Source organism: Pseudomonas sp. Emmai, from assembly GCF_055179735.1.
The window spans coordinates 305,897-329,874 of the sequence record NZ_CM143685.1 but is presented as its reverse complement, the minus strand read 5'-3'; the positions used below and the strand labels follow the sequence as shown (position 1 = coordinate 329,874).

The 23,978-nt window shown below is 60.2% G+C and carries 22 protein-coding genes; 14 read left to right on the top strand and 8 right to left on the bottom strand.

What is annotated here, in order from left to right; all coding sequences use genetic code 11:
* Positions 1–32: 32 nt before the first annotated feature.
* Genes znuB through zur form a run of 3 tightly spaced genes read right to left on the bottom strand, consistent with a single transcriptional unit; the run spans position 33 to position 2,081 of the window.
* Positions 33–821, bottom strand: a complete 789-nt coding sequence (gene znuB, locus ACY4LX_RS01485; protein ID WP_149659283.1) for a zinc ABC transporter permease subunit ZnuB — start codon at positions 819–821, stop codon at positions 33–35.
* Entirely contained in the window at positions 814–1,599 is a 786-nt protein-coding gene (gene znuC / locus ACY4LX_RS01480; RefSeq protein ID WP_149659284.1) for a zinc ABC transporter ATP-binding protein ZnuC, read from the bottom strand. The genes znuB and znuC overlap by 8 nt, the downstream gene beginning before the upstream one ends.
* Positions 1,599–2,081, bottom strand: coding sequence for a zinc uptake transcriptional repressor Zur (gene zur / locus ACY4LX_RS01475; protein ID WP_149659285.1), 483 nt, complete (start codon positions 2,079–2,081; stop codon positions 1,599–1,601). Before zur ends, znuC begins: the two co-directional genes overlap by 1 nt.
* Positions 2,082–2,147: 66 nt before the next feature.
* On the opposite strand from zur, the gene znuA reads away from it, so the two are divergent.
* The gene (znuA, locus tag ACY4LX_RS01470) at positions 2,148–3,068 is read left to right on the top strand and encodes a zinc ABC transporter substrate-binding protein ZnuA (RefSeq protein WP_463258984.1); all 921 of its coding nucleotides are present in this window, start codon (positions 2,148–2,150) and stop codon (positions 3,066–3,068) included.
* Positions 3,069–3,194: 126 nt separating this feature from the next.
* On the opposite strand, the gene ACY4LX_RS01465 is transcribed toward znuA, so the two are convergent.
* Together ACY4LX_RS01465 and ACY4LX_RS01460 are read right to left on the bottom strand one after the other, a co-directional pair.
* Positions 3,195–4,145: a homoserine kinase gene (locus ACY4LX_RS01465; RefSeq protein ID WP_149659287.1), complete on the bottom strand. Its 951-nt coding sequence runs from the start codon at positions 4,143–4,145 to the stop codon at positions 3,195–3,197.
* Positions 4,146–4,206: 61 nt separating this feature from the next.
* Positions 4,207–4,503 carry a DUF2782 domain-containing protein gene (locus ACY4LX_RS01460; protein ID WP_123513297.1) on the bottom strand — a complete coding sequence of 99 codons (297 nt, stop codon included), beginning with the start codon at positions 4,501–4,503 and terminating at the stop codon, positions 4,207–4,209.
* Between the two features lie 74 nt (positions 4,504–4,577).
* On the opposite strand from ACY4LX_RS01460, the gene polA reads away from it, so the two are divergent.
* Positions 4,578–7,352 carry a DNA polymerase I gene (polA, locus tag ACY4LX_RS01455; RefSeq protein ID WP_463258983.1) on the top strand — a complete coding sequence of 925 codons (2,775 nt, stop codon included), beginning with the start codon at positions 4,578–4,580 and terminating at the stop codon, positions 7,350–7,352.
* A gap of 294 nt (positions 7,353–7,646) precedes the next feature.
* Here the strand turns inward: polA and yihA are convergent, their stop codons facing one another.
* On the bottom strand, positions 7,647–8,297 hold the full coding sequence (yihA, locus tag ACY4LX_RS01450; protein ID WP_149659289.1) for a ribosome biogenesis GTP-binding protein YihA/YsxC: 651 nt from the start codon (positions 8,295–8,297) through the stop codon (positions 7,647–7,649).
* Positions 8,298–8,488: 191 nt separating this feature from the next.
* Here yihA and ACY4LX_RS01445 point away from each other — a divergent pair, with 191 nt between their 5' ends.
* From ACY4LX_RS01445 to ACY4LX_RS01415, 7 genes are all read left to right on the top strand, one after another.
* The gene (locus ACY4LX_RS01445; RefSeq protein WP_149659290.1) at positions 8,489–8,779 is read left to right on the top strand and encodes a c-type cytochrome; all 291 of its coding nucleotides are present in this window, start codon (positions 8,489–8,491) and stop codon (positions 8,777–8,779) included.
* A gap of 46 nt (positions 8,780–8,825) precedes the next feature.
* The gene (locus ACY4LX_RS01440) at positions 8,826–9,437 is read left to right on the top strand and encodes a c-type cytochrome (protein ID WP_054617181.1); all 612 of its coding nucleotides are present in this window, start codon (positions 8,826–8,828) and stop codon (positions 9,435–9,437) included.
* Positions 9,438–9,637: 200 nt separating this feature from the next.
* Positions 9,638–10,282, top strand: a complete 645-nt coding sequence (locus ACY4LX_RS01435; protein ID WP_149659291.1) for a thiol:disulfide interchange protein DsbA/DsbL — start codon at positions 9,638–9,640, stop codon at positions 10,280–10,282.
* A 14-nt stretch (positions 10,283–10,296) separates the two neighbouring features.
* Positions 10,297–11,175: an endonuclease/exonuclease/phosphatase family protein gene (locus tag ACY4LX_RS01430; protein WP_149659292.1), complete on the top strand. Its 879-nt coding sequence runs from the start codon at positions 10,297–10,299 to the stop codon at positions 11,173–11,175.
* Positions 11,172–13,277, top strand: a complete 2,106-nt coding sequence (locus ACY4LX_RS01425; RefSeq protein ID WP_463258982.1) for a diguanylate cyclase — start codon at positions 11,172–11,174, stop codon at positions 13,275–13,277. Before ACY4LX_RS01430 ends, ACY4LX_RS01425 begins: the two co-directional genes overlap by 4 nt.
* A gap of 103 nt (positions 13,278–13,380) precedes the next feature.
* Positions 13,381–14,163 carry an N-acetylmuramoyl-L-alanine amidase gene (locus ACY4LX_RS01420; protein ID WP_149659294.1) on the top strand — a complete coding sequence of 261 codons (783 nt, stop codon included), beginning with the start codon at positions 13,381–13,383 and terminating at the stop codon, positions 14,161–14,163.
* 75 nt (positions 14,164–14,238) lie between these two features.
* A complete protein-coding gene (locus ACY4LX_RS01415) occupies positions 14,239–15,852 on the top strand; it encodes an EAL domain-containing protein (protein WP_463258981.1) in 1,614 nt (537 codons plus the stop codon).
* 7 nt (positions 15,853–15,859) lie between these two features.
* Here the strand turns inward: ACY4LX_RS01415 and ACY4LX_RS01410 are convergent, their stop codons facing one another.
* On the bottom strand, positions 15,860–17,650 hold the full coding sequence (locus ACY4LX_RS01410) for a KinB sensor domain-containing domain (protein WP_149659296.1): 1,791 nt from the start codon (positions 17,648–17,650) through the stop codon (positions 15,860–15,862).
* A 7-nt stretch (positions 17,651–17,657) separates the two neighbouring features.
* Positions 17,658–19,004, bottom strand: coding sequence for a sigma-54-dependent response regulator transcription factor AlgB (algB, locus tag ACY4LX_RS01405; RefSeq protein ID WP_149659297.1), 1,347 nt, complete (start codon positions 19,002–19,004; stop codon positions 17,658–17,660).
* A gap of 439 nt (positions 19,005–19,443) precedes the next feature.
* Between algB and ACY4LX_RS01400 the strand changes: the two genes are divergently transcribed.
* The 5 genes from ACY4LX_RS01400 to ACY4LX_RS01380 all read left to right on the top strand — a co-directional run bounded on the left by ACY4LX_RS01400 (position 19,444) and on the right by ACY4LX_RS01380 (position 23,919).
* A complete protein-coding gene (locus tag ACY4LX_RS01400) occupies positions 19,444–19,731 on the top strand; it encodes a hypothetical protein (RefSeq protein ID WP_149659298.1) in 288 nt (95 codons plus the stop codon).
* An 81-nt stretch (positions 19,732–19,812) separates the two neighbouring features.
* Positions 19,813–19,977, top strand: coding sequence for a DUF1328 domain-containing protein (locus tag ACY4LX_RS01395; protein WP_003177151.1), 165 nt, complete (start codon positions 19,813–19,815; stop codon positions 19,975–19,977).
* A 2-nt stretch (positions 19,978–19,979) separates the two neighbouring features.
* Positions 19,980–20,444, top strand: a complete 465-nt coding sequence (locus ACY4LX_RS01390) for an inhibitor of vertebrate lysozyme family protein (protein WP_149659299.1) — start codon at positions 19,980–19,982, stop codon at positions 20,442–20,444.
* Between the two features lie 700 nt (positions 20,445–21,144).
* Complete coding sequence (gene gltP, locus ACY4LX_RS01385; RefSeq protein WP_123408509.1) at positions 21,145–22,476, top strand: glutamate/aspartate:proton symporter GltP; 1,332 nt, start codon at positions 21,145–21,147, stop codon at positions 22,474–22,476.
* 213 nt (positions 22,477–22,689) lie between these two features.
* The gene (locus ACY4LX_RS01380; RefSeq protein WP_463258980.1) at positions 22,690–23,919 is read left to right on the top strand and encodes a nucleoside recognition domain-containing protein; all 1,230 of its coding nucleotides are present in this window, start codon (positions 22,690–22,692) and stop codon (positions 23,917–23,919) included.
* The last annotated feature ends 59 nt before the right edge of the window (positions 23,920–23,978 follow it).

Below are 23,978 nucleotides of genomic sequence, written 5' to 3'. Positions count from 1 at the left end.
CGACTCTCTATTTGCGCAAAAAACGAGCAAGTCTACACCCCTCGACGGGGCAGGACAAAACTCAGCAGAAACAGCGCGGCGGCCGTCACCACAATCGACGGGCCCGCCGGGGTGTCCTTGAACCATGACAACGCGAGCCCGCCACACACCGCGAGCATACCCAGCAGGCTCGCGCCCAGTGCCATCTGCTCCGGCGAGCGGGCGTGACGTTGTGCCGCAGCCGCCGGGATGATCAACAGCGACGTAATCAGCAACACACCGACGATTTTCATCGCCACGGCAATTACTACGGCGATCAGCAGCATCAGGGTCAAACGCAACGCCGCCACGGGCAAACCTTCCACCGTGGCCAACTCTTCGTGCACGGTGATCGCCAGCAACGGCCGCCACAACGTCACCAGCAACCCCAGCACCGCCGCGCTGCCGCCGAGGATCCAGGCCAGATCGGTCGGACTGATCGCCAGCAGGTCGCCGAACAGATAGGCCATCAGGTCGATCCGCACTTCGTGCATGAAGCTTAGTACCACCAGGCCCAGAGAGAGCGTGCTCGGTGCGAGAATTCCCAAAAGGGTGTCGGACGCCAGCGGCTGACGCTGTTGCAACGTCACCAGCAACACCGCCAACAACAGGCAGCCAACGGTGACGGCAACGGCAGGGCTGACATCCAGCAGGAAGCCCAGGGCCACGCCGAGCAACGCGGCGTGGGACAAGGTGTCGCCGAAATACGCCATGCGGCGCCAGACCACGAACGAACCCAGCGGGCCCGCGACCAACGCCAGGGCCAGACCTGCAAGCAGGGCGTAGAGCAGAAAATCAGCCATGCTTGCAGCTATCTCCGTGAACGTGGGGTTTGGCCGACGGGGCCGCGCTGACCACCGCGCCATGCAGGTCATGGGCGTGGTCGTGATGGTGGTGATAAATCGCCAGGCTTTGTGCGTTCTTGCCGAACAGCTCGACGAACGCGGGATCGCCGCTGACGTGTTCCGGGTGTCCGGAACAGCAAACGTGGCGATTCAGGCACACCACCTGGTCGGTGGTGCTCATCACCAGGTGCAAATCGTGGGAAACCATCAACACGCCGCAACCATGACGGTCGCGCAGGCGTGTGATCAGGCTGTACAGCTCGGCCTGGCCGGCCACGTCGACGCCTTGCACCGGTTCGTCGAGTACCAGCAATTCCGGCTCACGCAACAGCGCCCGGGCCAGCAGCACGCGCTGCATTTCGCCACCGGAAACACTTTGTACCGGGCTGTCGATGACCTGCTCGGCGCCGACTTCCTTGAGTGCCGCCAACGCCCGCGCCCGGTCCACACCCGGGACCAGACGCAAGAAGCGCAGCACTGAGAGCGGCAGGGTCGGATCGACGTGAAGTTTTTGCGGCATATAGCCAACGCGCAATTTCGGCTTGCGCCAGACGCTGCCGCTGTCCGGCTTCAATAGACCGAGCACGGCGCGCACCAACGTGGTTTTGCCCGCGCCATTGGGGCCGATCAGGGTCACGATCTGCCCCGGCTCGACACTCAGATCGATGTTTTCCAGCACGTTTTGCCCGGCAAACGTGACGGCGACCTGCTCAAGACGGATCAACGCATTGCTCATCAAGCCCCCTGGCAACCGGAGCAGAGCCCGATGACTTCAACGGTCTGGGCTTCGACGATAAAGCCGACGTCTTTGGCGCTGATGACAATCGCGTCGCTGATGGATTTCTGTTCAAGCTCGATGGCGGCGTGACAGGTGCGGCAAATCAGGAACTGGCCCTGGTGCGCATGTTCCGGGTGATTGCAGCCGACGAAGGCGTTCAGCGAGGAGATGCGGTGCACGAGGCCATTTTCCAGCAGGAAATCCAGCGCGCGGTACACGGTCGGCGGCGCGGCGCGGCGGCCATCCTGCTCGCTGAGCACCGCCAGGATGTCGTAGGCACCCAGCGGTTTATGGCTTTGCCACACCAGCTCCAGCACCCGCCGACGCAAGGCGGTCAGGCGCAAGCCTTGACGTGCGCACAGGGCATCGGCCTCAGACAATGCGCTGTGAACGCAATGAGAGTGGTCGTGGGGACGGCTGGCAATCGGTGTTTTAGGCATGAGCGGCGACGCATTTTGTGAGAGACGTTATTATGTTACCCGTTCTCGCCTCTTCGAGTGGTCATCGTGTCCCGACTTTTTTCTATCTTTGTCGCATTCATCGCAAGTTTCCTGCTGATCGGTTCGGCCCACGCCGAGGTCAAAGTGCTGACCAGCATCAAGCCGCTACAGCTGATTGCTGCGGCGGTGCAGGACGGTGTGGCGATTCCGGAAGTGCTGCTGCCGCCCGGTGCTTCGCCGCATAACTACGCCTTGCGCCCGTCCGACGTACGGAAGGTGCAGTCGGTGGATCTGGTGTACTGGATCGGCCCGGACATGGAAGGTTTCCTGCCCCGCGTGCTGAAAGGTCGCACATTGCCAACCGTGGCCGTGCAGGATTTGCCTGATTTGAAACTGCGACACTTCGCCGAAGATAGTCAGTCTCATGCCGAAGATGCCGACGAACATGACCACGATCACCGTCCGGGTACCCTGGACGCGCATTTGTGGTTATCGCCAGTAAATGCCCGGGTGATCGCCACAAAAATGGCCGCCGACCTGAGTGCTGCCGATCCCGCCAACGCGGCGCGTTATCAGAACAACCTCAAGGCCTTCGATGAGCGCCTGGATGCGTTGGACCTGCGCTTGAAGGCTCGCCTGGCAGGCATTGCCGGTAAGCCGTACTTCGTGTTCCACGAAGCGTTCGACTACTTCGAAGACGCTTACGGCCTCAAGCACACGGGCGTATTCAGCGTGGCCGCCGAAGTGCAGCCCGGCGCCCAGCATGTCGCGGCGATGCGTACGCGATTGCAGGAAGTCGGCAAAACCTGCGTGTTCAGCGAGCCGCCACTGCGCCCTCGCCTGGCCGAAACCCTGGTGGCCGGCCTGCCGGTGAAACTGGCGGAACTGGATGCGTTGGGCGGGTACACGCCGGCGACCGCTCAGGGGTATGAGCAGGTGCTGGAGAAGTTGGGGAATGATTTGGCGGGGTGTCTGGAGTCGTTGTAACCCCACAGTACCTGTGGCGAGGGGGCTTGCCCCCGTTGGGCTGCGAAGCAGCCCCCGATTTTTCAAATTGGAAATCGCAGAGGGAACGCTTCGCGCTCCAACGGGGGCAAGCCCCCTCGCCACAATTTAAAGGGCGAAAGGCAACGGCGTATTAACTTTCTGCCGCTGCGCCAAGCGCTGCTGAAACTCCATCGGATCGTGAATCAACACGTCCTGCCCGGCGAACGACTCAGCAGCAATCAACCGCGACAACCAGAACCGCACACATGCGACCCGCAGCAGGGTCGGCCACAGCTCAGCTTCGGCCGCCGTAAAGGGTCGCAGCGCCGCATAGGCGCCCAATAGCGCCCGGGCGCGCGGCCCGTCGATCACGCCTTGCTCGTCCGAGCACCAGTCATTCAAGGCAATCGCCACGTCGTACAACATCGGCCCGGAACAGGCGTTGTAGAAGTCGATCAACCCGGTCAGGTGTGTGCCTTCGAACATCGCATTATCGCGGAACAGGTCGGCGTGGATGTTGGCTCGGGGCAACGCCAGAATTTTCGTCTTCTGTTGAGTGATTTCGTCCAATGCCCGTTGCAGCAGTTCGCTCTGCTCGGCATTCAGGTGCGAGAGCAACTGCGTGCCCTCCTCCAGCATCCAGTCCAGGCCGCGATCGGTCTTGCGCTTGATCATGTTGGCCTGGGTCGCCAGATGCAGGTGGCCGAGCAGCTCGCCGACCTGAGAGCAATGCTGGGCATTGGCATCCTTGATGTGTTTGCCGGCCAGGCGCGGCTGCAACAGCGCCGGTTTGCCGGCCAGTTCACGTAGAGCCACGCCGTCAGTGGTGCGCAGCGCGTAGGGCACCGGCAGGTCGGCGTCGTGCAACACGTCGAGCAGTTCGATGAAGAACGGCATTTCCTGAACCGGGCCGCGCTCAACCAGGGTCAGGACAAATTCGCCCTGTTCCAGACTGATAAAGAAATTGGTGTTTTCGCTACCGGCGGCAATCCCCTGGAAATCAAGCAGGCGGCCGAGCCCGTATGGGGCGAGAAAGGTTTCCAGCTCGGGCCGAGCCAGGGGGGTGAACACAGACATGGTTAAAAACTGCTCAGTTCGGGCGCCGCTATGTAAAGCGGCGCCGATTAAAGTTAAGAAACTACTTCCAGGTAAAGATTTCCCACGCGGGAATCAGCATATCCGGCTGGTCCGAACGGATGTAATTGGCATCAGTCCCGTCCGCACGCACCAGGAAATACGGCTTCCCAACGCTCGGCGTCACCTTGATGGCGTAGGTAAACCCGCCCTTCTTGTACTCCTGAATGACCTTATCGCCTTCCTTGTGCGTGCTAATAGTAACTTCCGGCTCTGCCGACGGCGCGTCATCCGCCGCCATGACGGCCAATGGAACGGTTGCAAACAACCCAGCCAGCAACAGGCGATTTAGTGTGCGCATGATAACCTTGTCCCTTTGTCGTCAATGGTCCCGCTATTCTAGCCCCGGACCCGCCGAAAAGGTTGATCCTGCTCATGAGCCAAGCCCCCCTCGTCCTGGTGGACGGTTCTTCTTACCTGTACCGAGCCTTTCACGCGCTGCCACCGCTGACCACTTCCAAAGGCCTGCCGACGGGCGCGGTCAAGGGTGTGTTGAACATGCTCAAGAGCCTGCGCAAGCAGTACCCGGACAGTCCGTTCGCCGTGGTGTTCGACGCCAAGGGCGGGACGTTCCGCGATGACATGTATGCCGAATACAAGGCCAACCGCCCAAGCATGCCCGATGACATGCGCGTACAAATCGAACCGCTGCACCAGAGCGTGATCGCCCTCGGCTTCCCGCTGCTGTGCGTCGAAGGCGTAGAAGCCGATGACGTGATCGGCACCCTGGCCCGCAGCAGCGCGGCCGCCGACCGTCCGGTGGTGATCTCCACCGGCGACAAGGACATGGCGCAACTGGTCGACGGGCACATTACCTTGGTCAATACCATGACCGGTAGCAGCATGGACGTGGAGGGCGTGAAGGAGAAATTCGGCGTCGCTCCCGAGCAGATCATCGATTACCTGGCACTGATGGGCGATTCGTCCGACAACATCCCGGGCGTTCCGGGCATCGGCCCAAAAACCGCTTCCGGCCTGCTGGTCGGCGTGAATGGCGGCCTGACCGAGCTTTACGCGCAACTCGACATCGTCCCGACCCTGCCGATTCGCGGGGCCAAGACCCTGCCGGCCAAGCTCGAAGAACACAAGGAGATGGCGTTCCTCTCCTATCGCCTGGCGACCATCAAGATTGATGTACCGCTGGACATCGGCCTCGACGACCTGCAAATGGGCCAACCGGATCACGACAAACTCGCCGAGCTCTACACCCTGCTCGAATTCAAGAGCTGGTTCGAAGACAACCAGCGCGATGCCAAGCGTTCCGGCCAGGAAGTGGTCGCGCCAGTGGCTGAAGAAGAGGTCGCCGCAGCTGTTGAACTCAAGTACACGACGATCCTCACCCAGGCCGATTTCGATCTCTGGCTGAAGAAGTTGAACGACGCCAAGCTCTTCGCCTTCGATACCGAAACCACCGGGATTGATGCGCAAAAGGCCCAACTGGTCGGCCTGTCGTTCGCGGTACAAGCCAACGAAGCAGCCTACATTCCGCTGACCCACTCCTACATGGGCGCGCCGGAGCAACTGGATCGCGACACCGTTCTGCGCGCCCTGAAACCGATCCTCGAAGACCCGAGCAAGCTCAAGGTCGGCCAGCACGCCAAATTCGACATGAACATCCTGGCCAACTGCGCCATCGGTGGCGACCAGAGCTGCGGCATCACCGTGCAAGGCATCGCCTTCGACACTATGCTCGAATCCTACGTGCTGGACTCCACCGCGACCCGCCACGACATGGACAGCCTGGCGCTCAAGTACCTGAATCACACCACCACCGGTTTTACCGATATCGCCGGCAAGGGTGCCAAGCAGCTGACATTCGATCAGATTGCCCTGGAACTGGCCGGGCCTTACGCCGCCGAAGACGCCGACGTGACCCTGCGCCTGCATCAAACCTTGCAGGCCAAGCTCAATGCGATTCCGAGCCTGAGCAAGGTCTTGAGCGAGATCGAAATGCCGCTGGTGCCGGTGCTGGCACGGATCGAGCGCCAGGGCGCGCTGGTCGATGCCGCGTTGCTGGGGATCCAGAGCGTTGAGCTGGGCACGAAAATGGTCGAGCTGGAGCGTGAGGCCTACGCCATCGCCGGCGAAGAATTCAACCTCGGCTCGCCGAAGCAATTGGGCGCGATCCTGTACGAAAAACTCGGCCTGCCAGTCCTCAGCAAAACCGCCAAGGGCCAGGCTTCCACCGCCGAAGCCGTGCTGGCGGAACTGGCCGACCAGGATTTCCCGCTGCCCAAGGTACTGATGCAGTACCGCTCGATGAGCAAGCTGAAAAGCACCTACACCGACCGCTTGCCGGAGCAGATCAACCCGCGCACCGGGCGGATTCACACCTCTTATCACCAAGCCGTTGCCGCGACCGGGCGCTTATCCTCCAGCGATCCAAACCTGCAGAACATCCCGATCCGCACGGCTGAAGGCCGGCGGATTCGCCAGGCGTTCATCGCGCCACCGGGCTACAAACTGTTGGCGGCGGACTACTCGCAGATTGAACTGCGAATCATGGCGCACCTGGCCAAGGACGCAGGCTTGCTGCACGCCTTCCGCAACGACCTGGACGTGCACAAGGCCACGGCGGCGGAAGTCTTCGGCGTTGAGCTGACGGAGGTCACCACCGATCAGCGTCGCAGCGCCAAGGCGATCAACTTCGGCCTGATCTACGGCATGAGCGCGTTTGGCCTGGCCAAGCAGATCGGTGTGGATCGCAAGCAATCCCAGGCGTACATCGACCGTTACTTCGCCCGCTACCCCGGTGTTCTGGAGTACATGGAGCGCACCCGTACCCAGGCTGCCGAGCAGGGCTTCGTCGAAACCATCTTCGGTCGTCGCCTGTACTTGCCGGACATCAATGCGAAAAACCCGGCTTTACGCAAAGGCGCCGAACGCACGGCGATCAACGCCCCGATGCAAGGCACGGCGGCGGACATCATCAAGAAGGCCATGGTGGCGGTGGATAACTGGCTGACGTCGTCAGGCCTGGACGCCAAAGTCATCCTGCAGGTACACGATGAATTGGTGCTTGAGGTGCGCGAAGACCTGGTCGATCAGGTACGTGAAGAAATTCGTGCGCACATGAGCAACGCCGTGAAGCTCGATGTACCGCTGTTGGTAGAGGTGGGCGTGGGTAATAACTGGGATGAGGCTCACTGAGCCGTCTGAACCGGGGTTTGTGCCGCGGCATAGTGCCGCGGCGGAAAAGGATCGAAGGGTGCTTAGTTCGAAAAATGCGCCGGGTTATTCCAAAGGCATTTGAAAATATTCTGAACTAATCTTCCAAATCGCCACTCAGAGTTACTGAATGGCTGGTGAAGCCCTTCGATGCTCCTATGTTGTGTTAAGTGTTGGCAGATAATCTGGACCCCGCCCTAGCGGTCCGGAACTTGAACCCCGGAACTTCCCCCTCCCCATAAGAAGTCCGGGGTTTTTTTTGCCTGTAGAAAAGTTCTACTCGGCAATCTGGGCAATCTCGGTGCCTTTGTCCGCCAATTCCATCCAGCCCGCCAATACAGTGTAGGCGTCTTCCAGGCCCAGGCGTTTTGGCGCCGAGAACAATTGGATGGTGATCGCATCACCCCAGCCCTTGCGAATGTCGGCCTGAACCTTGAGCAGGACGTTTTTCGCCGCGCCGTAGGTCAGCTTGTCGGCTTTGGTCAGCAAAATGTGCATCGGCATGCCGCTGGCGACTGCCCAATCGAGCATCAGCAAATCGAAGTCGGTCATTGGATGACGGATGTCCATCATCAGGATCAGACCCTTCAAACTCTCGCGACCGCCCAGATAAGCTTCCAGGTGACGCTGCCAGTGCAGCTTCAATGGGATAGGTACTTTTGCGTAACCGTAGCCCGGAAGGTCGACCAGACGCCGATCATCGTCTAGCTTGAAGAAGTTCAACAACTGCGTGCGACCCGGCGTTTTCGAGGTCCGCGCCAGGCTGGCGTGAGTCAGGGTGTTCAGCGCGCTGGATTTGCCGGCGTTAGAACGCCCGGCGAAGGCTACTTCAAAGCCCTCGTCGTCCGGGCATTGGTCGACTTTGGCAGCGCTGAGCATGAAGGTGGACTGTTGGCACAGGCCGAGGATGGGGTTCTTGAGTTGCATGGGATTTCCGATGTGGGCGGCGCCGGGAATGGACGCGGCGAGCAGTGTCGTTTCCGTTTCAGTAGCGCCAGTATATAATGCCGCAGATTTTGTGTGCGCTTTGTCCCAGCGTAGGATGAAGTTCACGAGAGCGAAAGACCTTGATTGCGCACTAGAACGCAGAATGCTCTCTACCCTGAAAAGGTCGTTTTATGACGAAATGGCTGCTAGCTGCCGGTGTCTTGATGCCGCTTTACAGCGCTCAGGCTACACAGGATCCGGAAGCTGTGTACAACCGTGTTTGTGGTGCCTGTCATTCCGGCCAACTACCCTTGGCGCCTCAGAAGGGCGATCAGGAAGCTTGGACGCCGAGGTTGGCGAAAGGTATGGAGACGCTGGTGCAACACGTGACCCAGGGTTTCAAGGCGATGCCGCCGCGTGGTTTGTGCATGGACTGCAGTGCCGAGGATTACCAAGCCATCATCCACTGGATGAGCGAGTAAACCCGGCCCATAACTCTTTAACCCTTAGCCGTAGTTGGATTAGCTGATGAACAAATTGATCGTGAGTCTGCTGTTGACCGTGGGGATCTCCGGCATAGCCCATGCTGCAGGTGACGCAACCGCTGGCCAGGCGAAAGCCGCAGTGTGTGGCGCCTGTCATGGCCCGGATGGCAATAGCATGGCGCCTAACTTTCCGAAACTGGCAGGTCAGGGCGAGCGTTATCTGAACAAGCAGTTGCACGACATCAAGTCCGGCAAACGCACGGTACTGGAAATGACCGGCCTGCTGACCAACCTGAGCGATCAGGACCTGGCCGATATCGCCGCCTACTTCGCCAGCCAGAAAGGCAGCGTTGGCGCCGCCGACCCTAAAGTCGTGGCTCGCGGTGAAGCACTGTTCCGTGGTGGTGACCTGGCCAAGGGCCTGCCAGCCTGCACCGGCTGCCATTCGCCCAATGGCGCAGGCAACGCCGCCGCCGGCTTCCCGCACCTGGGTGGCCAGCACGCTCAATACGTGGCCAAGCAACTGACCGACTTCCGCAAGGAAGAAGGCGGGCGCAACAACGACGGCGACACCAAAACCATGCAGACCATCGCCAAACGGCTGAGCGACGAAGACATCGCCGCGGTGTCCAGCTACATCCAGGGCCTGCACTAAGGCCTGCGGATCGAGCGTTGCGCGGGATGGACATCCCCTGCAACGTTAACGCTCGATTAATCCGTCGATGCAAGCATAAAAAGGGTGGCTTTGGCCGCCCTTTTTTGTGGCCGCTGCCGTTACACTACAGAACTCAAGCCCGCCAGGACCTGTCTGAAAACAGGTCGCGCGAGGCGACCCAATTTGTCCAGGAGTAAAGCATGCGTAATCTGATCATCAGCGCCGCACTCGTCGCTGCCAGCCTGTTCGGCATGAACGCCGCCCAAGCCGCCGAAGCACCTGCTGCCCCTTACGTCGAACTAGCCAATGCTGTTCCGGTGGCTGTCCCTGGCAAGATCGAAGTGGTGGAGCTGTTCTGGTACGGCTGCCCGCATTGCTACGCATTCGAGCCAGTGATCAATCCATGGGTTGAGAAACTGCCTTCCGACGTCAACTTCGTCCGCATCCCTGCCATGTTCGGCGGCCCTTGGGACGCTCACGGGCAAATGTTCCTGACCCTGGAAGCCATGGGCGTCGAGAGCAAAGTGCACAAGGCAGTATTTGAAGCCATCCAGAAAGAACACAAGAAACTGACCGACAAGAACGACATGGCTGACTTCCTGGCCACCCAAGGCGTAGACAAGGACAAGTTCCTGGCCACCTTCGACTCCTTCGCCATCAAGGGCAAGATCGTCCAGGCCAAAGAACTGGCCAAGAAATATGAGATCTCCGGTGTTCCAACCATGATCGTCAACGGCAAATACCGCTTTGACGTGGGCTCTGCCGGCGGTGCCGAACAAGCCCTGAAACTGGCCGACAAACTGGTCGACAAAGAGCGAGCGGCTAACAAGGCTGCCGCCAACTAAGCGCGGCCCCTGCCATGCGCCGCTGGGGTACTGAACGCGTCGTTGGCCTGCATGAACCGCAGATCAACACGCATCACCTGGAAACGACGGGCCTGCCCGCAGACAGCCGTCTCCGCTTGCTCAGCTTCAACATCCAGGTCGGCATCAGTACCGAACGCTATCGGCACTACCTGACCCGTGGCTGGCAACACCTGTTGCCGCACACCGGGCGTGCCGACAACCTGCAAAAGATCGGCAACCTGTTGGGCGACTTCGATCTGGTCGCCTTGCAGGAAGCCGATGGCGGCAGCCTGCGATCAGGCTACGTCAATCAAGTCGAACACCTGGCCCAACTCGGGGCCTTCCCCTACTGGTATCAACAACTCAATCGCAACCTCGGTCGCCTCGGCCAGCACAGCAATGGCGTGCTCAGCCGCTTGCGCCCATGGGCGATTGAAGATCACCCGCTACCGGGGCCCAAGGGCCGCGGGGCAATCCTGGTGCGCTTCGGCGAAGGTCCGGAGGCGCTGGTGGTCGTGATGATGCACCTGGCCCTCGGCGCCCGCGTGCGCAGCCTGCAACTGGCCTACATCCGCGAATTGATCGGCGGCTACAAACACCAGGTGCTGATGGGTGACATGAACACCCACGCCAGCGACTTGCTGCAAAACTCCCCGTTGCGCGACCTCGGCCTATTGGCGCCGCAACTGGAAGCGACGTTCCCCAGCTGGCGCCCGCAACGCTGCCTGGACCACATTCTGCTCAGCCCGACCCTGACCCTGGAAAGAGTCCAAGTGCTGGCACAACCGATTTCCGATCACCTGCCGGTCGCGGTAGAGATTCGTTTGCCGGGTTCGCTCACGGCCGATGCATTCCCCGCGTTGAGTCCTGACCCTCGCGGATCCCATGAATGAGCGACGAAGCACAGCGCTGGAAAGAGAAGTACCTCAAAAGCATCGAACAACAGGAAAAACTCGAGCGTCGCTGGGACGCCCGGCTCGACCTGCTGCGCCGCGGCCTGGTACGCAGCACCCTGGCGGCCGAGGGCACCGACCGCGCCGTTGACCTGTGCATGAAGGAAATGCGCGAAGTCGTGCGCACCGATGACATGGACGCCGGCCTCGCCGCGCTGCTGCCACGCCTGGAGAAAGCCGTGCTCGACTCCGAGCAACGCCGCGAAACCCGGGTCGATCAGGTCAGCGCGGCACTGAACGCTCTGGTTGCGCAGCTCCAGGCATTGCCGCTGCCCCGGGAAGTCAGCCGGCCGCTCAAGACCTTCGCCAAGCAACTGGATGGGCGCGTGGGTCAGGCCCGCGAGATTCCCTTGCTGCTCAGCGAACTGAGTGGCTTGCAAGGCAAAGCCCTGAACCAATTGGAAAACCCTGCCGAACCTGGCCGCCCGGGTTTGCTCCAGCGACTGTTTGGCAGTCGCGAAGCGGAAGAAGCCGTGGCACAGGTCGCGGCTCCAGTGGTGCAGGCGCCGGCCCCGCCCTCTCCCGCGCCGCTTTCTGCCCCCCCTACTGAGGAACCGCAGACCAAGGCCGACATCACGCCAGTCGCCACTGCGCCGCAGTCGGTACCGGTACCGGTACCGCCAACAGTCCAAGCCGCGCCAATCGCCGCCGTCATTCCCGAACCACCAGCACCGCAGTCGACACCCGTACCATCACCGGAAATCGTGGCATTTGTCCCGCCAGTTCTGGAGCCGCAAGTTACCCGCGCCCAACCGCCCGTGCCGCAACCAGAGGCTGAACAGCCCCAAGCACCAACGCCACCGATCATCACACCCGCCGCCCACACTCAACCGGCCTTTAATCCGGACGAACTGACTCCAACGGCTACCCCCGAAACACCCGTTTTCCTCGACAGCCTGCCCTTGCCTTCCGTGATGGCTCAGGCACTGGCCGCCATCGATCCTGAGCACCCCGAGCAAGACATCCTTTACGCGCTGCCGGATTCACCCGAGCCGTCCTACAGCTCCGTGGCCACGCACATCGAAGAGACGTTGCTGGGCCTGCTCGATGACTTGACCCTGCCAGAACGCCATCGCCCGCAGGCCGAAGCCATGCGCGAACGCCTGCAAAATGGTTTGAACTGGTATGAACTGCTGCCGATTCTCGACGATTTGGCGACTTTGATGCTGGCGATCACCGACAGCGGCCAGCATGAGTTCGAAGCCTACTTGCAGCAGCTCAATGAGCGCCTTGAGTCGTTCCAGAGCAACCTGCAAGCCGCCAGTGCCGGCCATGCCGATACCCGTTCCGCGGCGCGGGAGATGGACACGCAGATCCGCGAACAAGTCGACGGTTTGCAAACCAGCATGCAGGACGCCGCCGACCTGGAAGACCTCAAGCACGTACTGGAAAACCATCTCGAAGGCCTGCTGGGCACCATGGATCAGCATCAGAAGCAGCGCGACGAACGCGAGCAGGAAGTCGCGGCGCGCCTGCAAGGCCTGGCCGAACGGGTGGCGCACATGGAGCAGGAAGCCATGGGCTACCGCGAACACCTTGAAGAACAGCGGCAAAAAGCCCTGATCGACCCGCTGACCGGCCTGCCCAACCGCGCCGCCTGGGGCGAAAGGCTGGACCACGAAATCGGCGAATGGCAGCAGCATGGCAATACGCTGATGCTGGCGATGCTCGATCTCGACCACTTCAAACGCATCAACGACAACTACGGCCACCTGGCGGGCGACAAAGTACTGAAGATCATCGCCAGCGTGTTGCGCAAACGCCTGCGCGGTTCGGATTTCATTGCCCGCTTTGGTGGCGAAGAGTTTGTGCTGTTGATGCCCGCGACGGTGCCGGCAGCCGGCGCAAAACTGCTGGAAACCCTGCGCGCGTCGATTGAAGCCTGCCCGTTTCACTTCAAGGGCGAGCGGGTAACCATCACCATTTCCATGGGGCTGACCGCGTTCAAACCCGGAGAACATAGCGATATGGTGCTTAAAAGAGCCGATCAGGCGCTCTATAGAGCCAAAAACGCCGGGCGCAACCGGGTGGAACTGGGCTAAGCGCCAATTGTTCCATTTTGTTTAAAGCGGCTCTTCGGCCTTCGTGGCGCAAGGCATTACGTTACACTGTTGCATTATCGTCTTCCGTGTACCGCCTTCTGCCATGAAATATCTTGCTCTCGCTCTGTCGCTTCTACTGCTGGCCGGTTGTGCCAGCGGTCCGCGCTTCGACACCAGCCACCCTTCCGCCAACTTCGACAGCCGCGTGCAGTTCGTGGTCGTGCATTACACCTCCGCCTCGCTGGAGCGTTCGCTGCAGCTGTTGACCCACGGCGAGGTCAGCAGCCATTACCTGATCGGTGACGATCAAGGCGCGACCATCTACAAACTGGTGGATGAAAACCTGCGCGCCTGGCACGCCGGGGAAAGCGAATGGCAAGGCCGGACGTGGCTGAACTCAAGCTCCATCGGCATCGAAATCGTCAATCCGGGCTTTCGCGAAACGCCGACCGGCGGCCGGTTCTGGTACCCCTACAGCGAAGCCCAGGTCCAATCCCTGATCGTCCTGCTCAAGGACATCAGCAAACGCAATGGCATCAGCCCTCGGCACATCATCGGTCATAGCGACATCGCCCCGCTGCGCAAGCTGGATCCGGGTCCGTTGTTTCCCTGGAAGCGCCTGGCCGCCGAAGGCCTGGGCATCTGGCCGGACGAGCAGGCGGTCGCCCGTCGGCAAGTGCAATTCGAGGTAGAGCTGCCGAGCATCGGCTGGTTCCAGGAACAACTGGCGCGCCTGGGTTACGCGACGCCGCAAACCGGCGAACTGGATGTGGCGACACACCATGTGTTGGCGGCCTTCCAGATGCATTACCGCCCTTCCCGCTTCGACGGCATGCCGGATGCGCAAACCGCTGCCATGCTGCTGGTGTTGAATCAGACAAAATAATGACGCCGCCCGACGGTCCGGGCTTTTTCTCAATCAGCAGCTATAACTCATTGGTAATTCTTCGGATATTTCCATATGCCTGCTGCTCGAGAGAGTTTGCGTAGTTGGTTCTATCGCCCCTGGTTTTTGGCGATGCTGGCTGCTGCCTTGAGCGCAACCCTGTTGATGGCCGGCAGTCTGTTCATCGCCATGAATCAGGTCGAGCAGAACGAAAGTCAGGAAATGAACGCCCAGGGTGAGCGCTTCCTCGCTCGCCTGGAGCAGATGTTCGGGCAGTTGCGCGAAAGCCTGGATGATCTGGAAGCCCAACCGCTGCGAAGGTGCGACGACGAAATGATCGCCACCTTGCAGCAAATCAGCTTCAGTTATCGCTTCGTCTACGAAGCCGCCTATATGGACGGCACCCGGATTTGCTCCAACCGCCCCCGCCAGGAAGGCGTGTCGATGATCCGGCCGTCGGACATCAAAGGCCCTATCTACAGTTATTGGCTGAACACCACCACCGAACCCGATGAAAACCGCGCCGCGCTGATGCTCAGTCGCGGCAATTTCCGGGTGGCAACTTCGCGCGGGCATCTGACCGATATGGTCGACCTCTCCCCTGGCAGCAGCCTTCTGGTGGTGCTCGACCACGGTAAGCGAGCGATCCCGGTGCTGGGCGTCGAGCAGGCCTGGCCGCCCACCGAGCCCTGGCCACCGAAAAGCCTAGATGCCCTGCAAGTGACTCAAACTCGCCTGATTTACCGCATGCCCACCAGTAATCCGGAATATCAGTTGGTACTGATCACCCCGCGTACAGCCATGCATGTGCCGGCGATCTGGTGGTGGCTGCTGCCGACGAGCCTGGTGCTGGGGATTATCGTCGGCTTCCTGGTATTTCTGGTGGTGCGCCAGCGTCAGTCGCTGGATGCCGAGCTGCAAGGCGCCATACGCCGAGGCGAGTTGCAGGTGCTGTATCAACCGATCTTCGACCTCGCCAGTCGCAACTGCGTCGGTGCCGAAGCCCTGCTGCGCTGGCGTAGACCGGATGGCACGCTGACCAGTCCCGATCTGTTTATCCCGATGGCGGAGAACACCGGTCAGATTCGCCAGATGACCGACTTCGTCTTGCAGCGCTTGCTGGAACAGTTAGGTCAGCTGCTGCGGGCTAATCCGCAGCTGTACATCTCGGTCAACCTGGCGGCCTGCGATGTGATGGTGCCGCGTATCGGCCAGGTGATGGCGCGGCTGCTGACCTTGCACCGGGTGGCGGCCAAACAGATTGCTTTCGAGGTGACGGAGCGCGGCTTGATCGACGTGGTGGTGGCGCGGGAAAACCTGCAAGCCTTGCGCGATGTCGGGCATCAGGTGCTGATCGACGACTTTGGCACCGGCTATTGCAGCCTGGCGTACCTGCAAACCCTGCCGGTGGACTGCCTGAAAATCGACAAGGCCTTTATCGATGCCCTGGGCCATGACGCCGCCAGCAGTGGCGTGGCCCCGTACATCATTCACATGGCCCAGGCCCTGCAACTCAAGGTGATCGCCGAGGGCATCGAGCATGAAGCCCAGGCGGAGTTCCTGAGCAGTGAAGGGGTGAAGTTCGGGCAGGGCTGGCTGTTTGCCCATGCGTTGAGCGCCGTGCAGTTCATCGAACTGATTACCCGTGGTCGCCGGGTGACAGGCCGGCGCCTGGATGACGAAGCGTAACTGCGCCTTACACCGCCAGCGCCATATAGAACTGCGTGCCCTGCCCCGGCCGCGAATAAACGCCCATTCGCCCGCCGTGCAATTGCACGATTTCCTTGCACAACGCCAGGCCCAGTCCAGCACCACCCTTCTTGCGCCCGACCTGCACGAACGGTTCGAAAATCCGCCCCTGCTGACCATAGGCAATGCCTTCGCCGTTATCTTCGACACTGATGATCACCCGCTCGCCGTGGCGCCGGGCCTGCAAGCGGATCTGCCCCTTCTCGGCGGTATGGCGCAGGGCGTTGTCGATCAAGTTGTCCAGCACTCGATCCAGTTGCGCCTGATCGGCCTGCAAGCGCGGCAACGGCCCCTGCACTTCCACCAACAGGTCGATGCCTCTTTCAGCGGCCGACGCCGCAAACCGCCCTTGGGCCTGCTCCAGCAAGTCTTCGATGGAGCACGGCCCCAAGGTGAGTTTCTGCAAGCCGTTCTGGTAGCGGGAGAAATTCAGCAAGTCGTTGATCAGCTGCATCAAGCGCTGCATTTCTTCGTTCACTGTATCCAGCAAGTCAGCTTCGCGGGAATCCGGCGGGAACTTCGCTCGCTCGCGAAACAGGCCGAACGCCATGTGCATCCCGGTGACCGGCGTGCGCAACTCGTGGGAGGCACGCAAGACGAATTCACTGCGCACCCGTTCGAACGCCCGCTGTTCGGTGACGTCATGCAACACCATCACCGCGCCAAGGATATGCCCTTGGGTATGGCTCACCGGGGTCAGGCTGTAGGTCAACAACCGCGACTCACCATCGACTTCGACGGCCAGGTCTTCCGGCGCCCGTTCGAGCGTGCCACCACGCAAGACCAATTGCAGTTGTTCATCCAGCTCCGGCCGTTCGAGCGCCGAACCCAAACCCTGGCCGAGGCGGTCGGTGTCCCAACCCAGTTGCCGTTGCGCCACTGGGTTTAAGTGCTCCAGATACCCTTCGCGGTCGATCATCAGCAAACCGTCGTCAATGCTGTCGAGCACCGCCTGCAAGCGTTGCTGACCGGCCAGCAATTCGTCGACATTGGTCGCCTGATGCTCACGCAGGGCCTCGGCCATGATCCCGAAGCGCTTGGTCAGCTGGTTCATCTCCACCGCCGAGGAAATCGGCAGGGTCACCTCGAAGTTGCCTTGGCCAATATTGTCCGCCGCCTGGGCCAGCGCCTCGATGGGCGCGCCGAAACGCCGGGCAATTGCATGGGCGGTGATGAAACCGATGATCAGCACCGCCAACCCGACCAACCCAAGCAGGCCGGCGATCAGCAGCGCCCGGTCACGGGCCTTGCGCTGGGTATCGTTGATGTTGTCCAGCGAGCGTTTGTGTTCGGCGATCAAACCGTTACGCAACGCATTGAATTTTTCCGTGAGCGCTTCATTGCCACTCAGCACGTGGGTCGGGTCGCGGGACTCGCTGTATGCCTGGAGAAAACTCAGGTAATCGGTCTTGGCTTGAGTGAAACCGTAGTGGGCATCATCGCCCGGTTGCTCATGGGCGATGCCTTCATCGAGCAATTGAAAGTAGTGCTGCTTGGAGGCCTCGAATGCCGCCGGATCCGGTTTCTCGCTCAGCATAATGATCAATTGATCGCCGAGGGTCTGGCGCAGTTTCAGGCCCAGGTCGAGGGTCACGAAGTTATTGCGCACCAACGCTTCCTGGCTGCCAGCCATCTGCATCACGCTGACCAGCCCGAGCAACAGCCCGAGCAGCGCCACGGTGATGAGTGCGGAAATGCTCAGGAATAGCCGGGTCCGCAACTTCATCGCCAGTTTCATAAGGTGCTCACAGGTTGTACTGCTTGCGTTTGCGGTACAGGGTCGAGGCGTCGATGCCCAAGGTCTTGGCCGCCTGGTCCAGGGTTCCGGCGGTGGCGAGAACGGCGCCGATATGGGCTTTTTCCAGTTCATCCAGACTCAACGCGGCGCCTACCCGTGGCGAGTTGTTGGCCGGTTGCTCTGCCATGCCCAGGTGGCTGATTTCCACGCGCTCCTGCGGGCAAATGATGCTCGCCCGCTCCACCACGTTGCGCAGCTCCCGAATGTTGCCCGGCCATCGATAGCTGAGCAGCGCTTCCCGAGCCTCATCGCTGAAGCCTCGGGCCGGGCGCGCATATTCCTTGACGAAGCGCGCGAGGAAGCGATCCGCCAGGTTCAGGATGTCTTCGCTGCGCTCGCGCAACGGCGGCAGGTGCAAGGTGATGACGTTCAGGCGATAGAGCAAGTCTTCACGGAAACGACCGTCGCGGACCATGTCTTCAAGGTTGAGGTTGGTCGCGGCAAGAATCCGCACATCGGCGCGACGGGTCACCGGATCGCCCACCCGCTCGTATTCCTTGTCCTGGATAAAACGCAGCAACTTGGGCTGCAACGTCAGGGGAAAGTCGCCGATCTCGTCGAGAAACAGTGTGCCGCCATCCGCCTGATTGACGCGACCCAAGGTGCTTTCGCTGGCCCCGGTAAACGCACCACGACTATGGCCGAACAGTTCGCTTTCCATCAGTTCGGCGGTCAGTGACGGGCAGTTGATGGTGACGCAGGATTTTTTCTCGCGCTTGCTCCAGCCGTGAATGGCCCGGGCCAGCTCACCTTTACCGGTCCCGGACTCGCCGAGGATCAGGATGTTGGCGTCGGTCCCGGCCACCTGGCGGGCGGTTTCCAGTACGACTTTCATGGCCGGGCTGTGGGAATCCAGGCCATCCTTGGTCTTGCGCACTTCACCTTCGAGGGCTTCCAGGCGCGCCGAGAGTTGGCGCACTTCCAGTTGCTTGGCGGTGGCCAAGCGCAATTGATCCGGGCTGCACGGTTTGACTAGGTAATCGGCGGCACCGGCCTGAATCGCATCGACGGCGGTGTCGACGGCGGAATGCGCGGTCACAATCACCACGCGCATCCACGGCGCCTGAATACGCATCTGCGCCAGGACATCGAGGCCGTTGTCCTCGCCCAGGCGCAAATCCAGGAAACACAGATCAAATACCTGGCGCTGCAACAGGGCATCAGCCTGGGCCGCACTATTGGCGGTGGCGACGGTATAACCTTCGTCTTCGAGGCAATAGCGGAAGGTACGAAGGATGGCGGACTCGTCGTCTACCAGCAGAATGCGGCCTTGATGCTCAGTGGCTGATTCCATTTTCCTACGCTCCTTTCTGAATGATTTTGGTTAGTCCCGGAGAAATCGGGCAAGTTGCATGGTTGATTCTGGTCCATTCCAGCACCGGCAGGGTAGATATCTGCTGCTCTACTCATTAATAGCCTGATTTCGTTGGTTTTTTATAAAAAAACCGGTCTTTCAGCGATTGCCTACGTGAACGTCTGACATCCGCGCCCTCCTCGCAATTCAAATTTTTTGAAAGTTCCTACAAATCTTTCGTGCATTACGCACGACTGCCACGACCCCATCGTGCAGGATGCGTGCGAAACGATTTTCGACTAATTCATAACTAATTGATTTTATTGATATTTTTTTAATAAAAAAGCTGGCATGCAGGCTGCAATAGTCTTGTTAACGCAAGGCATTCACGGAATGAGCGCCTTCAACAAGATGACCACTCAGGTGGAGGAGCTACAGGATGAATCGCCAACGTGCCGCCCAATTGCGTATCTCGCCTCTGCATATCCAGCAGGGCTTGTTCGCGATGCTCGCCCTCACGATCACCTTGATCGGCGGCCAGCAGTTTGTCCGTTGGGAACAGAGCCAGCAGCCAGAGGCGCCGCGCCTGTCGATTCAACACGCTACCCAGACCCACTTCAGCGCCGTCAGCAGCAACCTGGCTGACAGCGCTCCAATGCGAATGATGGACGTCGACCAGGCTCAGCCTGTGGATCAGATGCCCCGTCAGGAACGTTGGGTGTTCTAAAGAACCGGACTTGGCGCGATGGCTGCGCCGGGAAAAGCACCACCTGCATCACCTCTAAATAGAAGCGTAAGGAGAATCACCATGTTGAGTTGGGCAATCACATTCCTGATCATTGCCATCATCGCCGCCGTACTGGGCTTCGGTGGTATCGCGGGCACCGCCACGGGTATCGCCAAGATTCTCTTTGTCGTGTTCCTGGTGATGTTCATCGCATCGTTCTTCTTTGGCCGTCGCGGTCGAGGCTGAATATGAGCGTTTTGTTCAAGACACTGGCAGCCGCCCTGCTTCTGGGCGGTAGTGCCATGGCGATGGCGGCCAATGATGGCCAAGCGCGGGTCAATGAGCTGTTGAGCTCGGACCCGCAGTACCGTGAAACATGGACAAAGGTCGTCAAGAAGGAAGAGCGTCTGCCGGAATGGGTGATGAACCTGACCGGTACCTCTGACCAAATGAATGCCGTTACTGAAGATGGCGATGGGTATCTGGTCGGGCCGCTGTGTGAAAAACAGGACACCTGCCTGAGCAATCGCTTGATCGTTGCATTCAGTCTCGACAAGAAAGATGCGTACGCGATGTGGATCCAAGTGCCAGCGGGTCTGCCCGCCGACAAGTCGCCGACGCGCCATGCCGATTACCGCTTCCTCGGGAAGCCTGATGAAGGCATGCAGAAGCTGTTGATGGAAACGCTGAAAAAAGATCCGAACTGGTACTGAGTTTGAAACACGAGAGGAGCAGCCTTGCTTCTCTCCAGTGCGCCACCCGAGGAAGGCCGGCGCATGACCAAGGGGTCGGGACGTTCTGACTGTTTCAGGGTCGGAGTGACCTACGGGCACATGGAGTGCCTGCGCAAGGGCCGGGTCAGGTATAAAAGCTGCGACGCAAGTTCGCCGGCCCCGAGTGGCTCGACGGACTTGCGAAGAGCTTAAACGCGCAAAACGTTGATCTAGAGCATTTCGCTCATTCCCTTCTGCTGCATATTCCCCGCAAAACCGTTTCGCGGTGTTTCTTCGCGACCGTATATCGAGAAACCTGCGCCTTTCGTGCGATGACATTTCGTCGCTAAACGTAGGATTTTTCCCAAGTTTTAACCTGAATCATCCTGTTTAAAAAACAACCAAGCTGCTCTGAAATGGCCGGTTCACGGCACTTATGCCTGCCGAAATGTCGTATTCGAACCGGTTGGGACGCCAGTTTCATTTGAAAAAGCTCATGCCGATTCGGCATAGGGTAGGCGTTTACGGCATTAGACGTCGCTTACTTGCATCGGAATAGTTGCGCCTTTTTTCGCCTGCCGAAGAGCCGTAAATACGCGCTTCGGGGCACCTTATACGGGGGCAGATGCACAGACTTTTCCGCTACTGAGCGTTCCAGTTCGCGCATCTGCCCGAGTCAAACTGAAGTAAGGGTAATGATATGAAGAAGGCAAAGCTTAGCCTCGCCTGGCAGATCCTCATCGGTCTGGTATTGGGGATAGCAATCGGTGCGCTGCTCAACCATTTCAGCGCCGAAAAAGCCTGGTGGATCAGTAACGTCCTGCAACCTGCGGGCGATATCTTTATCCGTCTGATCAAGATGATCGTGATCCCGATCGTGATCTCCTCGCTGGTGGTCGGTATTGCCGGCGTGGGTGATGCGAAGAAACTCGGGCGCATCGGCCTCAAAACCATCCTTTACTTCGAAGTCGTCACCACCATCGCCATCCTGGTCGGTCTGGTGCTGGCCAACGTGGTCCATCCGGGCACCGGCATCGACATGAGCACCCTGGGTACGGTGGATATTTCCAAGTACCAGGCGACTGCCGCCGAGGTTCAGCATGAACACGCGTTCATCGAAACCATCCTCAACCTGATCCCGTCGAACATCTTCGCGGCCATGGCCCGCGGCGAGATGCTGCCGATCATCTTCTTCTCCGTGTTGTTCGGTCTCGGCCTGTCGAGCCTGCAATCGGACCTGCGTGAGCCGCTGGTGAAGATGTTCCAGGGCGTGTCCGAGAGCATGTTCAAAGTCACCCACATGATCATGAACTACGCGCCCATCGGCGTGTTCGCCCTGATCGCGGTGACCGTGGCCAACTTCGGTTTCGCCTCCTTGCTGCCGCTGGCCAAACTGGTGGTACTGGTTTACTTCGCCATTGCCTTCTTCGCCTTCGTGGTGCTGGGCCTGATCGCCAAGCTGTTCGGCTTCTCGGTGATCAAGCTGATGCGCATCTTCAAGGATGAGCTGGTACTGGCTTACTCCACCGCCAGCTCCGAAACCGTGCTGCCGCGCGTGATCGAGAAGATGGAAGCCTACGGCGCGCCGAAAGCCATTTGCAGCTTCGTGGTGCCGACCGGTTATTCGTTCAACCTCGACGGTTCGACCCTGTACCAGAGCATCGCGGCCATCTTCATTGCCCAGCTCTACGGCATCGACCTGTCGATCAGCCAGCAATTGCTGCTGGTGCTGACCCTGATGGTCACCTCCAAAGGCATCGCCGGTGTACCGGGCGTGTCCTTCGTGGTGCTGCTGGCCACCCTGGGCAGCGTCGGCATTCCGCTGGAAGGCCTGGCGTTCATCGCCGGTGTCGACCGCATCATGGACATGGCCCGTACCGCGTTGAACGTGATCGGCAATGCCCTGGCCGTATTGGTTATCTCGCGCTGGGAAGGCATGTACGACGACGCCAAGGGCGAGCGCTACTGGAACTCCCTGCCGCACTGGCGCAGCAAGGAAAAATTGCCGGCAGGTGAAATTTCCAAGAGCTGATGCGTTGCCCTTGTAGGAGCGAGGCTTGCCCGCGAAGGCGGTGTGTCAGTCAACACAGATGTTGAATGTACCGGCCTCTTCGCGGGCAAGCCTCGCTCCTACAGGGGATAGATGTGATCGGCGCAGTGCCAAACCAAACCCCGGAGAAATCCGGGGTTTGTCGTTTCTGGCGACCCCGCTATCATTCGCCGCATTCTTCGGGGGATTTAACTGATGCTCAATGGCCTGTGGCTTGGCTTCTTCATCGTCGCCGCCGTGTCGGCGCTGGCGCAGTGGCTGATCGGCGGCAATGCCGGGATCTTCGCGGCGATGGTGGAAAGCATCTTCGCCATGGCCAAGCTGTCGGTGGAGGTCATGGTCCTGCTGTTCGGCACCCTGACCCTGTGGCTGGGCTTTCTGCGGATTGCCGAGAAGGCTGGTATCGTCGACTGGCTGGCCAAGGCCCTGGGCCCGTTGTTCCTGCGCCTGATGCCGGAAGTGCCGCCCGGCCACCCGGCCATCGGCCTGATCACCCTCAACTTCGCCGCCAATGGCCTGGGCCTGGACAATGCCGCCACGCCGATCGGCCTCAAGGCCATGAAGGCGCTGCAAGAACTCAACCCCAGCGCCACGGTTGCCAGCAACGCGCAGATCCTGTTCCTGGTGCTCAACGCCTCGTCCCTGACCCTGCTGCCGGTGACGATCTTCATGTACCGCGCCCAGCAAGGCGCGCCGGACCCGACGCTGGTGTTCCTGCCGATTCTGCTCGCCACCAGTTGCTCGACCATCGTCGGCCTGTTGTCCGTGGCATTCATGCAACGCCTGCGCCTGTGGGACCCGGTGGTGCTTGCGTATCTGATACCCGGTGCGTTGGCACTGGGTGCCTTCATGGCGCTGCTGGGGACGCTCTCAGCGACTGCGTTGGCGGGGCTGTCCTCGATCCTCGGTAACCTGACGCTGTTCGGCCTGATCATGCTGTTCCTGATCATTGGCGCGTTGCGCAAAGTGAAGGTCTACGAAGCGTTCGTCGAAGGTGCGAAGGAAGGCTTCGACGTGGCGAAGAACCTGCTGCCGTACCTGGTGGCGATGCTGTGTGCAGTGGGCGTATTGCGCGCGTCCGGGGCGTTGGACTTCGGGCTGGACGGGATTCGGCACCTGGTGGAGTGGGCCGGTTGGGACACACGCTTCGTTGACGCCTTGCCGACGGCGATGGTCAAACCGCTCTCCGGCAGCGCCGCCCGGGCGATGCTGATCGAAACCATGAAGACCTCCGGGGTCGACAGCTTCCCGGCCCTGGTGGCGGCGACGATCCAGGGCAGTACCGAAACCACGTTCTATGTACTGGCGGTGTACTTCGGTGCAGTGGGGATCCAGCGGGCGCGGCACGCGGTGGGGTGTGCGTTGCTGGCGGAATTTGCCGGGGTGGTTGGTGCGATCGGGGTTTGTTATTGGTTCTTCGGCTAACCACACCACCTTATGGGAGAAGGCTTGTGTGGCGAGGGAGCTTGCTCCCGTTGGACTGC